The following is a 12467-nucleotide window of genomic DNA, read 5'->3' as shown; positions in this document are numbered from 1 at the left end:
TGATCATGGGCTGGGTCGTCATGCTGGGGCTCGCGCTCCTCACTGCTGCCGCCCTGTGGCGTTTCGTCCGGAAGGACCAGGCCGCGCTCCAATTCCTTGCGGCCGCGCTCCTGCTCGCTCTCGCGGGTTATGCCTGGCAGGGACGTCCGCAGCTCGAGGGAAAGCCCAAGCCGCCGCCGGCACGCGAGCGGGTGGAAGAGAGCCAATTCGCGTCGATGCGGGAGGACATGCTGGGCCGGTTCGACCGGGCGGCGGCCTGGCTGACGATGGCGGAAAGCTATCAGCGCCGCGGCGATACTCAAAGCGGCGCTGAAATCCTTCAGAGCGCCCTCCGCCAGAATCCGCGCGACGCCGACCTCTGGGTCGGTCTCGGCAACGCTCTCGTGGTCCATGCGGACGGAATGATGAGCCCGGCCGCCCAGCTCGCTTTTCAGCGTGCTTCAAGGATCGCGCCGGAGCATCCGGGTCCCCGGTTCTTCTACGGTCTCGCTCTGGCTCAGGGCGGGAATTACGACGAGGCCGAGCGTCTCTGGCGTCAGCTTCTTGCCGAGGCTCCACAGGAAGCCGAGTATCGACGGACCATCGAGGAACGTTTGCAGGCACTGGAGCAGGCGAGGGCGCTTGGACAGATACCCGGGACTCCGCCGCCCCAGGCGCCGGGCGCGCCCGAGCCGACTCCACCTGCTGCTCCCGCAGGCGCTCAGTGATCCACGCCGCGACCGGTCTTGTCCTGGAGCGCGTCGATCTTCTTTGAAGCTTCGGCCTTGCTCAGATTCGAGTCGAACGCCTCGCCGGCTTCCTCGCTGAGAGTCTTCAGATAGGACGCCTGGGCTCCGGTCATCCGCTCGTCGCCGGTAACCCAGTCGTCGGGATCCTTCGCGGCGTTTCCGACGGGTTCGGCCTTGGGACCGTGATCTTCGTTCATCTTGAACTCCTTGGCGGCAAGAACCGGTATGTTCCCTGATTGTTCCCCATGCTCTGGAACGCGATTGCGATCGGGACTATGCTGGTCCGGCCAGTCATGGAGGCACCGATGCTCCTGCTTCGACTTGCCGCCGGCGCGTTGCTGCTGCTTGCGACCCAGGGCGCCTCAGCCCAGCCGCGGCCGATCGCGATCACCAATGCTCATCTGATCGACGGCACTGGCGCGCCGCCCCAACCGAGGCGCACAATCGTCGTTCGCGACGGGCGGATCGCTGCCATTTTTCCAACCGGCAGCCGCCCCCTTCCTTCGGATGTGGAGGTGATCGAGGCTTCCGGCCAGGCGCTGCTTCCCGGCCTCATTGACGGTCATGTCCATGTCAATCTTCCACCTTCCCGCGGCTCGGAGGCTCCACGAAGTCGAACTGAGCTGATCGGAATGCGCGAGCGGGAAATGGCTGCGCTGCTTCGAAGCGGAGTCACGACCATCCGTGAGATGGCGGGAGATGCCCGGATCACGTCCGAGCTCCAGCGGCGGCAGGCTAGCGGGGATCTGGAAGGGCCGGCGATCCGCTTTGCTGCCGTCTTCTTCGGGGCGCGCTTTCTGGAGGATCCCAGGGCGCAAGGTTCGGCCGTGGGGCTCCAGCCGGGAAGCGCCGCCTGGTCGCGGCTCGTCACGCCGGCTCTCGACCTGCGTCAAGCCATGGCCGAAGCGCGCGCCGCCGGTGCCCACGGCGTCAAGCTTTACGCCTCGTTGAACGCCGAGCAGCTCGCCGCGCTGAGCGCCGAGGCTCGCCGGCAGGGCCTTCTCGTCTGGACTCACAGCGTCGTTTTTCCCGCTGGGACCTTGGAAGCCGTTGCCGCCGGAGCGGACACGCTGGTCCATGCCAAGGGCATGGTGACGGTTGCGGGACTGGACGGGATCCCGGACGATTTCGGGACGGGTACGGCGCAATGGATGGCCTCGCGCCCATTCGGAGAGATCGATCCGGCGGGACCGGCGTTCCAGGCCGCTTATGCCGAGATGGTGCGGCGCGGAACGATCCTGGAGCCGGCGCTGATGGCCGACGGCGATCTGGCGCCGCAGCCGCTCCCACCCCAGCGAGCGGCAATGCGCGACTGGGCCTGCCGAGCCACTGGTGCAGCCTACCGCGCCGGAGTTCCGATTTCCGCCGGTACCGACAGCGTCCGGTGGCAGCCGGGCATTCTCCAACGTGAACTGGCGCGGTTGGTCGAATGCGGTCTGACGCCGCTCGACGCCATTCGAGCAGCGACGTCAATCAACGCCCGAAGCCTCGGGATCGAGGAAACGCACGGAAGCATCCGGGTCGGAAAGGCCGCGGACCTGATCCTCGTTGCCGGCGATCCGTCGAGCGATATCGGTGCGCTCAACGATGTTCGAATGGTCATTCAGTCGGGGCGAGTCGTCGTTCGCCCCGACTGAGCGCGTCAGGCGAAAGGCTCGTACGGCAGGCCGAGGGCGTCGGCCACGGCACGGTGGCGGATCTTTCCGGCGGACACGTTGAGACCATTGGCGAGGTGGGGATCGGCCTTCATTGCCGCTTCGGCGCCGTGGTTGGCAAGCTTCAGGACGAAGGGCAGAGTCGCGTTGTTGAGCGCGAAGGCCGACGTCCGGGCGACCGCGCCCGGCATGTTGGCGACGCAGTAATGGATCACACCGTCGATCTCGTAGACCGGATCGCTGTGAGTGGTCGGCCGCGAAGTTTCGAAGCAGCCGCCCTGGTCGATCGAGATGTCGACCAGCACCGATCCGCGCTTCATCGTCTTGAGCATGTCGCGGGTAACGAGCTTGGGCGCGGCAGCGCCGGGGATCAGAACCGCGCCGATCACCAGTTCCGATCGCGCCACCGCATGGGCGATCGTCGCGCGCGAAGCATAAGCGGTCTTGATCTGGCTCGAAAAGAACATGTCCAGCTCGGCCAGGCGCGAATTGTTGATGTCGTAGATGGTGACGTCGGCCCGCATCCCGACCGCCATCTGCGCGGCATTCACGCCGGCAATTCCGCCGCCGAGGATGGTGACCCGCGCGGGCGCGACTCCGGGAACGCCGCCCAGGAGAACACCGCGGCCGCCTTGCTCCTTTTCGAGATAATGGGCGCCGACCTGGATCGACATTCGTCCCGCCACTTCGCTCATCGGCTTGAGCAGCGGCAGCGATCCGTCGCGGGCGGTGACGGTTTCATAGGCGATGCAGGTAGCGCCGGAGTCGATCAGCCCCCTGGCCTGATCGGGATCCGGAGCGAGATGAAGATAGGTGAAGAGGAGGTGGCGCGGCTCGAGCAGCGCAATTTCCTTCGCCTGCGGCTCCTTCACCTTCACGATCATGTCGGACTGGGCGAAGACTTCGGCGGCGGTGCCAACGATGCGCGCGCCGACGTCGACATAGTCCTGATCGCTGAAATCGATTCCGACGCCGGCATTGGTTTCGACGACGACTTCATGGCCGGCAGCCGTGAGTTCGGCGACGGAAGCGGGGGTCAGGCCGACGCGATACTCATGGACCTTGATTTCCTTGGGCACGCCGACGCGCATCAGTCTCTCCTAGTATATCTGAGCAAAAAAGCGCGCGGTCTATAGCGGCACCGATTCGCTTTGTCGCCGTTGCGAAGCGTCCGGCAGGGTGCTATCGGCGCGCCGCCTTGCAGTCGGTGCACAGCCTCGTCAGGGCGTGAGAAAGGGAATATCGGACGTCTTCTCCGATCCTGACCGATGAGCGATAGCGTCGTAGCCCCAGAGCAGCCTGCGGATCGTCCCGCAGGACACGAGCCGCCGCAGGCGAGCCTCGCCAAGCTGACTCTGCTGGCGATCGGCGTGGTCTTCGGCGACATCGGCACCAGCCCGCTTTATGCTCTGCGCGAGACGTTCGCGTCGGAACACCATCCGCTGCCGGTGGACCGGCTCCACGTCTTCGGCGTCATCTCGCTGATATTCTGGTCGATGATGCTCGTGGTGACTCTCAAATATGTCACCATTCTCACGCGCGCGGACAATAAGGGCGAGGGCGGCAGTCTCGCCTTGCTTGCGCTGATTTCGCGCGAGGCGAAGTTTCGGTGGTCGAGCGGGATCGTCCTTCTCGGGGTCTTTGCCTGCGCTCTGTTCTACGGCGACTCCATGATCACCCCGGCCATCTCGGTCCTTTCCGCGGTGGAAGGATTGACGGTCGTCGAAAGCAACCTCCAGCCGCTCGTCGTTCCGATCGCCATCGGGATTCTGGTTGCGCTGTTCACGATCCAGCGCACTGGAACCGCTCGTGTGGGTGCCCTTTTCGGGCCGATCGTCACCATCTACTTCCTGACCCTGGCGGTTCTTGGTGCGATCTCGATGGCTCGCGATCCGAGCGTGCTTCTGGCGCTCAACCCCTGGTACGCCCTCAACTTCTTCGTGATCGATCCCTGGCTCGGCTTTCTCGCTCTGGGCTCGGTGGTGCTCGCGGTGACCGGCTCCGAGGCGCTTTATGCGGACATGGGGCATTTCGGTCGCCGGCCGATCCGCAACGGCTGGCTGGTGTTCGTCCTTCCGGCGCTGATGATCAACTATATGGGGCAGGGGGCGCTTCTGATCTCAAACCCGGCCGCGATCGAAAGCCCCTTCTACCTGCTCGCTCCGGAATGGTTCCGGTTGCCGCTCGTGTTCATCGCTACCCTGGCGACGATCATCGCCAGCCAGGCGGTGATCTCCGGCGCCTTCTCGGTCACCCAACAGGCGATGCAACTCGGCTTCATTCCGCGTCTGTCGATCCAGCACACCAGTGCCGCAGCGCACGGCCAGATCTACATCCCAATCGTCAACTGGGCCCTGATGACGATGGTGATCCTGCTCGTCCTCTTCTTCCAGACCTCCAGCAATCTTGCGGCCGCCTACGGCGTTGCCGTGACCGGGGCGATGCTGATCGACACCTGTCTGCTTTCGGTGCTGGTTTTCTCGCTCTGGAAGTGGAAGCCCTGGTTCTCGATCCCGCTGCTCGCCATCTTCTTCATCGTCGACATCGCCTATTTCTCGGCCAATCTGATGAAGGTGCCTGACGGGGGCTGGTTCCCACTTCTGATCGGCTTCGTCATCTTCACTCTGCTCACGACCTGGGCAAGGGGCCGAAAGCTGATGCTTCGCCGGCTGGACGAGGCGGCCATTCCGATGCCAGTCTTCATCAAGTCCGCGGCGAACAGCGCTACTCGGGTGGCTGGAACGGCGGTGTTTCTCACGACTTCCGCAGAGGGCGTGCCCCACTCGCTGCTCCACAATCTCAAGCACAACAAGGTCCTTCACGAGCGCGTGATCCTGCTCACGGTGCGGATCGAGGACGTACCTTACGTGCCTGAGAAGAAACGGTTCGAACTCAAGGATCTCGGCCGAGGCTTCTACCGCCTGATCGTCCACTATGGTTTCATGGAGGAACTGGACATTCCCGCGGCCCTGACGCGGGTCGAGAATTGCGGGCCGCAGTTCAAGATGATGGAAACCAGCTTCTTCCTTGCCCGGCAGACCTTGATCACTTCGGCAACGCCGGGAATGGCCGTCTGGCGGGAGAAGTTGTTCGCCTGGATGCTCCGAAACGCGGAAAGCGCGATGGAATTCTTCAAGCTTCCGCCCAACCGGGTGGTCGAGCTCGGCTCGCAGGTGGAAATCTGAACCGGGATTGGCCGATCGGTCCGGCGGCACCGGGCCGCTCTTGCCGATGAGTGCGGCGCCTCTCATCGTCACCGCCACCTTCGCTCCCGGCGACGATGGCTGGCTCCAGCAGCTCAGGCGCGTGCACTACCCGCCCGAGCTCAACCGGGTTCCGGCCCATCTTACGCTCTTTCACCATCTGCCGCCGAGTCTCGAGGCCGAATTCGGGCGGCGCCTCTCCTCGGCAACGGCCGCAGCGCCGCCCGCTGCATTCATCGTCGGAATCATGGACCTGGGAAGAGGGACGGCGTTTCGGGTCGAAAGCCCGGAACTTGAGTCGATCCGCGGGGAAATTGCCGAAGCCTTTCACGGCCTGTTGACGCCGCAGGACCAACAGGTCTGGCGACCCCACATCACGATCCAGAACAAGGTTGAGCCCAGAGAGGCCCGGAGCCTACAGCAGCAGCTTCGAGCCAGTTTCGAGCCGAGGCCGCTGGCGATCCGGGCACTGGCTTCCTGGCGCTATCTCGGCGGCCCCTGGGAACCGCTGAAGACGCACCCCTTCCGCCGCTAGTCTACCTGGCCGATGCCGTCGCAGCTAAAATCGAAGGCGGCAAGCCCTGCTTCGAGATGCGCCGCGAGCAGCGGCATGTCGAGTAGCTCGTCGACCCGATCGTCTGGGTCCATGTCGCTCGCTTCGGCGAAGGCGTCTTCCCATTCGCTGGAATCATAGGTGCCGCGGCCAACCCAGGCGAGCGCCAGCGCTTCGGCGAGCTGATCGTCGGCAAAGTCGTCGAGCAGTGCCTGGACTTCCTCTTCGACGCCGCTGTTGAGCTCGTCCTGAAGAACGGACAGGGCCTGGTCCTCGCCCTCGTCGTCGAGATCGTCCACATTGTCCGGATCCTCGTCCGGGTCCTGGGCCGGTACCTGGGCTTCCAGTTCGCGCGCGCGCAGGATCAGCCGGCAGAGGGTCTCCAGTGGGGTCAGCAGTTCCATACCTCACTCTCCTTGTCGGCGAAACGAGGGCCAAGGCAGCCGGTTCCGGATGCTTCTCGATCACCCTCGGACCTTGAATTCCGGTCGAGCGCACTCCAGTTGACCGCCCGGGCGACGCTTCTTATAGCGCCGCGGCGCGCCGCCGTAGAATGGCGCCGGCCCGATGGGGCGGAGTAGCTCAGCTGGTTAGAGCAGCGGAATCATAATCCGCGTGTCGGGGGTTCAAGTCCCTCCTCCGCTACCACCTTTGTCATCGCTGCAACGCGATCCCGGCTAGGCGCTCAGGCGTGAACGCCTCCCGGCGCCAGGCCAAGGGCGGACAGGGTCATCCACAGCGCCATGGCGATCATCATCAGATTCTCGGTTAGCGAGATGAAACCCAGCGGAACGTTGCTTGAGCCGCCGACGCAGGCGCATTTCAGGTCGCGCTTGTCGATATAGACGGCCTTGAAGACCGACGCTGCACCGACCGTCCCGATGAACAGCGCAATCGGCACCGACAGCCAGATCAGTGCGCCGGCCACCATAAGCACGCCGGCCACGCCTTCGGCGAACGGATAGATATAGCTGTACGGCACCCACCGCTTCGCGAGCAGGTCGTAATTGAGGAACATGGTCGCGAAGGTTTCGACATTCTGCAATTTCAACAGCGCCAGGACGACCATCGAGAAAGCGATAAACCATTCGGCCGCCAGCAGAGTGAACAGGCTTCCGGTCACGGCATGGCTTGCGGCCAGAGCCGTCAGCAGGGTCATCGTGAAGAGGGCAATGACCGGTCGGTAGCTGGTCGCTTTCGGGTCGGCGACCCGCTTGCCGAGGAAGCGCCGAAGATCGTCATAGCCGCCGATCCGCTCGCCGCCTATGAAGACTTGCGGAGTGGTGGCGACGCCGTGCTGAGCCTTGAATGCGTCCGTCTCCTCGCGCGTGGTGAGGTGATGGTCGTCGACTTCGTAGCCCGAGCGCCTGAGGAGATCGACGGCTTTCAGCCCGTAAGGACAGGTGTGCGAAGGCATCACCATCCGGTGGACGACAGCCCGCTTCGACGGGGCCGGGTGGTTGCTCATGTCCGACATCTCACGACTCCTTGTGACTTCGTCGGAAGCCATATAGGTTCCGTACCATGGTACGGAGTCAAGCGGTTCATTCGCTCACCATCGGCCAGCTTGCCGCCAAAGGCGGCGTCGGCGTTGAAACGATCCGCTTCTATCAGCGCAAGGGGCTGATCGAGACTCCAACGCGCGACGGCGGCATCAGGCGCTATGGTTCCGAGGATCTGCGCCGGCTGCATTTCATCCGCCAGGCGCAGTCTGCCGGATTCACCCTGGCAGAGATCAGGGAACTTCTGGAACTGGACGCCGGCGAAGATCGGGATCGTGCCCGCGAGCTTGCAAAGAGTCGGATCGAAGCGCTCGACTCGCAAATTGCCGAACTCATCCGCGCCCGCGATTCGCTTCGGCGACTCGCCACCGCTTGCGGAAGCGGGATCAAAGGTCCTTGTCCGATTCTCGAATCGTTCGGCGTCTGAAGCTACACGGCGCCCGGCCGCGAGCTGCCCACCTGTACCTTCCAGGTTCAGAATTGCGCACTATATCGACGGTCGATGTCTGCTTTCCTTTCCTTGCTCCTCGCCGTCGCGCTGGCTCCGGCGGCGGCGCCTGAGGTTGCTGGGGAGGACTTTCGGCAGCTCTGGACCGGGTGGAGCTCGACCAGCGGGGAATCGGCTCGCGCGGAAAAGACGGCGCTGGAGCGTCTCCGCCAGGACGTGGCGGCGGCGGATCCGGAGCGGCGCAGGCAGCTCATGACCGATGGCCGGGAGCTTGGCGCGCGGGTGGGCGAAGTGGTCAGGCTCGGCGACTGTGCGGAAGGGGAGCGGATCGCTCGCGAGGCCGGCGATTTCGCGCTCGTGGCGGCGGTTCGCGAACATTGCTCGTTCGCCGTTCCTGCTGATTAAACGGATTGTAAGCGACTTCGGCCTCAGTTACGTTCCCGTTCTGGTCAACAGGGGATTTTTATGAAGCCGACTCGTAAGTTAAGCCGCCGATCGTTCCTCGGCCGGGTGATGGGTGGGGCTGCCGCCGGCGGCGCGCTGATCGTCCTTGGCGGCGAGGCTCAGGCGCAAGTCACCGACAGCGACAGCGGACCCAATTCGGATCCCGCCGGTCGCGGCCGCGGCAATGGCATAACCGACAGCGACAGCGGACCCAATTCCGATCCGGCCGGTCGTGGCCGGGGCACTCGGCGTCGGGCCTGCACCGATAGCGACAGCGGGCCCAATTCCGATCGCGCCGGGCAGGGCCGTGGCACCGGACGGACCGACAGCGATTCCGGCGCCAATTCGGACCGGCCGGGCTGCGGCCGCCGCTAAGCTCCCGGTTTCGGAGATTTCAGGGGGGGCGGAACCGAGGTTCCGTCCCCCTTTCTTCTGTGTCAGTCGATCCGCTCGAGATAGCCCGCTGCCCACAATGTGCGCACCAGCTCTTCGGGTTTGTCGCACTTGAGGTCAGCGGCAGCGAAGGGCGTACCCGACAGCGCGATATCGAGCGCGTCGCCATCCTCCGCGTCGAAATCGAGATCGCCGCCGGGGCCGATAAGCACGAGCCTTCCTTCGTCATCGGCCACGTTCCAAGGAACGAAGCGGCGCCGGCGGAACCGGTCGTCGGCCTTCGGCGCGGGGGCGCTGGCGATCACGCCGGATACGTTCGGTCGCCGGGCACGAACGAAATTGTCGGCTAGCAGATCGAAGGCCGAGTCCATGCTGGCATTGTCGGCGATCAGTCGGGTGAGCCCGGCGAAATGCTCTCTCGCCGACTCCCGATCGAACTCGCGGCCGGCAAATCCGGGCGGAAGGGAGCGGCGGAAAGCCGCCTCGGTGAGCGCCAGTTCCGAGACGGCTTCCAGCATGAGATCGGCCCAGGTCTTGGTGATCAGTCCGACGGTGATGTGGAGCGAGGGCTCGTCGCCGGAATTTTCGGCATCGTGCATCAATCCACGCGGGATATAGACGCAGTCGCCGGCTCGCAGCGTGAATTCCTGCGTGACCTCCCCGGCCTCGTGACGGCCGAACTCGAACCGTTCGCCCCGATAGGGCGTGGTCACGGGCGCTCCGTAGAATCGCCAAGCCTTGGCCCCGGAAACCTGCATCACGAAGACGTCGTGATTGTCGTAATGGGGCGGAAAGCCTTGGTTGCTGGTGCCGTCGGAGCCGACCTGGGGCGTGAGATAGATGTTGGTCTGGACATGACAGGTAAAGACTTCCTCCAGCGAGCGGCAGAACTCGCCGAGGTTGAACAGGGATTCGTGAAGGTGGGGAAGGATGATCGTCGCTCCGCGAAGATATTCCTCGACTACCGCCACCCGGCTGATCCGCCCGTCCTGACCGACATAGGAGTCGCGTGCGATCTGGTGCTTCTGACTGGTCAGGTCGACCATTCCATCGTGAAGGTCGGCGCTGGCAATGAAATGATCGAGCGACTCAAGCGTCAGCAGGTCGGCATAACGGTCCGGTTCGTTGCGGATGTTGATCAGCGCCTCGCGTTCGTAAAAGCGCTCCAGAAACTGCTCGCCGGTCACCGGAGCGATCAGGAATCCGAGCGGATCCTCTTCCCAGCGCGGCGAGGGCGCGCCGCCAATCTTGTCGGGTTTCGTGCCCAATGCTGAACGGCTCATGCCACCCCCTTCAATTTCCGCCACATTATCGGCGGTGCAACCCTTCCGGAAGCCGCTAAATGAGGGTCACCAGCCGGTGATCTTGTTCCATTCGCCGACGATCTCGTCTCCCTTCTCGACGACCAGGAAGCGGTCATAGGCGCCGGCCGTCATGCAGACATGATTGGGCAGGATCCGAACCCTGGATCCGATCGGGAGGCGCTCGAACGTTGATGGCTCAGCGCCTCCGATTTCGCCATGTTCCTGATGGACGCCGCTGACGACCAGCCGTCCGAACGTAGGTTCGCCCGTCAGGTCGGTGACGAGACCATAGCCCATGTCGCCGTTCGCCAGGGCGCCGGTGGAACGGTCCTTGGAAAGGGCGAGGCCGCCGGCGTCGACGACGATCTGCCGGCGCTCGGGCTTGTGGCTGATCACCGAAGCCAGGACGGAAACCGCCATGTCGGACTCGCCGTGCGAACCGATGGCGGCCTGGAACAGGTCTCCAGCCATGTAGACGCCGGCCCGGATCTCCGTTAGGCCGAGACCAGAGCGAGCATGCGATGCGGTCGGAGTCGATCCGGCGCTCACTCCGGCTACCTCGAAGCTGGCCGAACGCAGTCGCTCCGCCGCGTCGGTGACGGCCTGTCGCTCCTGATCGGCGACTTCGGCAATCGCCTCGGAACTTCGAGCGAGGTAGGAATGGCCACCATGGGTGGCGACGCCATCGAGTATTGCCGGCGAAGCCGTGAGGATCCGGGCAATCTCGATCAGCCGATCATCATGAGGTTCCAGACCCGTGCGGTGTTCACCGCTGTCGATCTCGATCCAGGCGCGCAGCGGCTGGTCCTCGGCGGCGGCGAATTCCGCCACGGCCCGTGCGGTCTCCACGCTGTCGAGAAAGAAGCTGAAACGGGGGATTGAACGCGCGACAGCGGCCGCCCGCGGCAGTTTGTCCGGGGTGATGCAAACCGCATATTGAATGTCGCCGATACCCTGGCCGGCGAAATATTCGGCCTCGCGCAAAGTGGAAACGGCGATGCCGCCATGCTCCGGATCGATCGCGAGGCGTGCCGCCTCGATCGACTTCAGTGTCTTCATGTGCGGCCGCAGGCGCGTTCCCAACGCTCGGCAGCGCTGGATCATCCGGGCGCAGTTGCGCGCAAGCTTCGCCCGATCGAGAATGAGGGCCGGGGTCGGCGCGTCCTGGAGCTTCACTGTCGGCGGCGTTCAGGCGTCGGCTTTTGCCGGGAGAACACCCCGCCGGATCTGGTCGAGTTCAATCGATTCGAACAATGCCTTGAAATTGCCTTCGCCGAAGCCTTCATTGCCCTTGCGCTGGATGATCTCGAAGAAGATCGGCCCGATCATGTTCTCGGTGAAGATCTGGAGGAGCAGGCCCTCGCCGGTCTCGGGCGAGCCGTCGATCAGGATCCGGCGCTTGCGCATTTCCTCCACGTCATGGCCATGGCCGGGAAGGCGCTGGTCGATCATGTCGTAATAGGTTTCCGGGCTGTCCTGAAACTTGACTCCATTCGCCCGGAGCGTGTCGACGGTCGCGAAGATGTCGTCCGTCGCAAGCGCCAGGTGCTGGATTCCCTCGCCCTTATACTCGCGGAGGAATTCCTCGATCTGGCTGAATTCGTCCTGGCTTTCGTTGAGCGGGATCCGGATCTTGTCGTCGGGCGCAGTCATGGCTCGCGAGAGAAGGGCGGTCTGCTGCCCTTCGATGTCGAAGTAGCGGATCTGGCGGAAATTGAAGATGCGCTCGTAGAATTGCGCCCAATGGTCCATCCGGCCGCGATTCACGTTGTGGGTGAGATGGTCGAGCGTGTGAAGCCCGCCGCCGGCCCCCGCTTCTGCGATCCGAACGAAGGCGCGGTCGTAGATCGTTCGGTCGCCGTAGAGATCGACGAGGTAAAGATAGGATCCGCCGATGCCTTCGATCGCCGGCAGATCGAGCTCGCCCTCGACCGGCGTGGCGCCGCGTTCGACCGCCATCGCGAAGGCCTGCTGGGCGTCCCTGACCCGGAAGGCCATGGCGCTTGCCGATGGGCCATGCGCCTTGCGGAACTCGTCCGCATGGCCGCTCGGCTCCATGTTGAGGAGGAAGTTGATGTCACCTTGGCAATAATGGCGGATTGCCTTGCTCTTGTGGTTGCCGACATGGGTGAATCCGAGCTTGGTGAAGAGATCGCCCATGGCCTCCGGATCGGGGCTGGTGAATTCGACGAATTCGAAGCCGTCGAGGCCGAGGGGGTTTTCATGGGGCATTGCTG

Annotated in this window: 14 protein-coding genes and 1 tRNA gene; 8 read left to right on the top strand and 7 right to left on the bottom strand. The window is 64.1% G+C overall.

Features of this window, described 5'->3' with window-relative positions; all coding sequences use genetic code 11:
• Positions 1–5: 5 nt before the first annotated feature.
• Positions 6–707 carry a tetratricopeptide repeat protein gene (locus tag ACRYLT_RS14765; RefSeq protein ID WP_482664841.1) on the top strand — a complete coding sequence of 234 codons (702 nt, stop codon included), beginning with the start codon at positions 6–8 and terminating at the stop codon, positions 705–707.
• On the opposite strand, the gene ACRYLT_RS14760 is transcribed toward ACRYLT_RS14765, so the two are convergent.
• Positions 701–925 carry a DUF3072 domain-containing protein gene (locus ACRYLT_RS14760; RefSeq protein ID WP_482664840.1) on the bottom strand — a complete coding sequence of 75 codons (225 nt, stop codon included), beginning with the start codon at positions 923–925 and terminating at the stop codon, positions 701–703. The two genes, ACRYLT_RS14765 and ACRYLT_RS14760, sit on opposite strands and share 7 nt — an antisense overlap.
• A 108-nt stretch (positions 926–1033) precedes the next feature.
• On the opposite strand from ACRYLT_RS14760, the gene ACRYLT_RS14755 reads away from it, so the two are divergent.
• Positions 1034–2365, top strand: coding sequence for an amidohydrolase family protein (locus ACRYLT_RS14755; RefSeq protein WP_482664839.1), 1332 nt, complete (start codon positions 1034–1036; stop codon positions 2363–2365).
• A gap of 5 nt (positions 2366–2370) precedes the next feature.
• Here ACRYLT_RS14755 and ald read toward each other — a convergent pair whose 3' ends face one another.
• Entirely contained in the window at positions 2371–3474 is a 1104-nt protein-coding gene (ald, locus tag ACRYLT_RS14750; protein ID WP_482664838.1) for an alanine dehydrogenase, read from the bottom strand.
• A gap of 177 nt (positions 3475–3651) precedes the next feature.
• Between ald and ACRYLT_RS14745 the strand changes: the two genes are divergently transcribed.
• Together ACRYLT_RS14745 and ACRYLT_RS14740 are read left to right on the top strand one after the other, a co-directional pair.
• The gene (locus ACRYLT_RS14745) at positions 3652–5568 is read left to right on the top strand and encodes a potassium transporter Kup (protein WP_482664837.1); all 1917 of its coding nucleotides are present in this window, start codon (positions 3652–3654) and stop codon (positions 5566–5568) included.
• A 7-nt stretch (positions 5569–5575) separates the two neighbouring features.
• Positions 5576–6121 carry a 2'-5' RNA ligase family protein gene (locus tag ACRYLT_RS14740; RefSeq protein WP_482664836.1) on the top strand — a complete coding sequence of 182 codons (546 nt, stop codon included), beginning with the start codon at positions 5576–5578 and terminating at the stop codon, positions 6119–6121.
• Here ACRYLT_RS14740 and ACRYLT_RS14735 read toward each other — a convergent pair.
• On the bottom strand, positions 6118–6543 hold the full coding sequence (locus ACRYLT_RS14735) for a DUF3775 domain-containing protein (RefSeq protein ID WP_482664835.1): 426 nt from the start codon (positions 6541–6543) through the stop codon (positions 6118–6120). The two genes, ACRYLT_RS14740 and ACRYLT_RS14735, sit on opposite strands and share 4 nt — an antisense overlap.
• A 167-nt stretch (positions 6544–6710) precedes the next feature.
• On the opposite strand from ACRYLT_RS14735, the gene ACRYLT_RS14730 reads away from it, so the two are divergent.
• Positions 6711–6787, top strand: a tRNA-Met gene (locus ACRYLT_RS14730).
• 37 nt (positions 6788–6824) lie between these two features.
• Here the strand turns inward: ACRYLT_RS14730 and ACRYLT_RS14725 are convergent.
• A complete protein-coding gene (locus tag ACRYLT_RS14725) occupies positions 6825–7616 on the bottom strand; it encodes a MauE/DoxX family redox-associated membrane protein (protein WP_482664834.1) in 792 nt (263 codons plus the stop codon).
• Positions 7617–7663: 47 nt separating this feature from the next.
• Here ACRYLT_RS14725 and ACRYLT_RS14720 point away from each other — a divergent pair, with 47 nt between their 5' ends.
• The 3 genes from ACRYLT_RS14720 (at position 7664) to ACRYLT_RS14710 (ending at position 8908) form a co-directional block, all read left to right on the top strand.
• Positions 7664–8068 carry a MerR family transcriptional regulator gene (locus ACRYLT_RS14720; RefSeq protein WP_482664833.1) on the top strand — a complete coding sequence of 135 codons (405 nt, stop codon included), beginning with the start codon at positions 7664–7666 and terminating at the stop codon, positions 8066–8068.
• A 75-nt stretch (positions 8069–8143) separates the two neighbouring features.
• Entirely contained in the window at positions 8144–8494 is a 351-nt protein-coding gene (locus tag ACRYLT_RS14715) for a hypothetical protein (protein ID WP_482664832.1), read from the top strand.
• A gap of 60 nt (positions 8495–8554) precedes the next feature.
• Positions 8555–8908 (top strand): twin-arginine translocation signal domain-containing protein, encoded by a 354-nt coding sequence (locus ACRYLT_RS14710; RefSeq protein ID WP_482664831.1) that lies wholly within the window; start codon positions 8555–8557, stop codon positions 8906–8908.
• Between the two features lie 62 nt (positions 8909–8970).
• On the opposite strand, the gene ACRYLT_RS14705 is transcribed toward ACRYLT_RS14710, so the two are convergent.
• From ACRYLT_RS14705 to hppD, 3 genes are all read right to left on the bottom strand, one after another.
• Positions 8971–10209: a cupin domain-containing protein gene (locus ACRYLT_RS14705; RefSeq protein WP_482664830.1), complete on the bottom strand. Its 1239-nt coding sequence runs from the start codon at positions 10207–10209 to the stop codon at positions 8971–8973.
• Between the two features lie 66 nt (positions 10210–10275).
• Positions 10276–11406, bottom strand: a complete 1131-nt coding sequence (locus tag ACRYLT_RS14700; protein WP_482664829.1) for an alanine racemase — start codon at positions 11404–11406, stop codon at positions 10276–10278.
• 12 nt (positions 11407–11418) lie between these two features.
• Positions 11419–12462, bottom strand: a complete 1044-nt coding sequence (hppD, locus tag ACRYLT_RS14695) for a 4-hydroxyphenylpyruvate dioxygenase (protein WP_482664828.1) — start codon at positions 12460–12462, stop codon at positions 11419–11421.
• Positions 12463–12467 lie beyond the last annotated feature (5 nt).

It is taken from the genome of Sphingosinicella sp. SM1-17 (assembly GCF_056821765.1).
The sequence above is the reverse complement of the archived record's forward strand: the minus strand, read 5'-3'. Positions and strand labels throughout refer to the sequence as shown.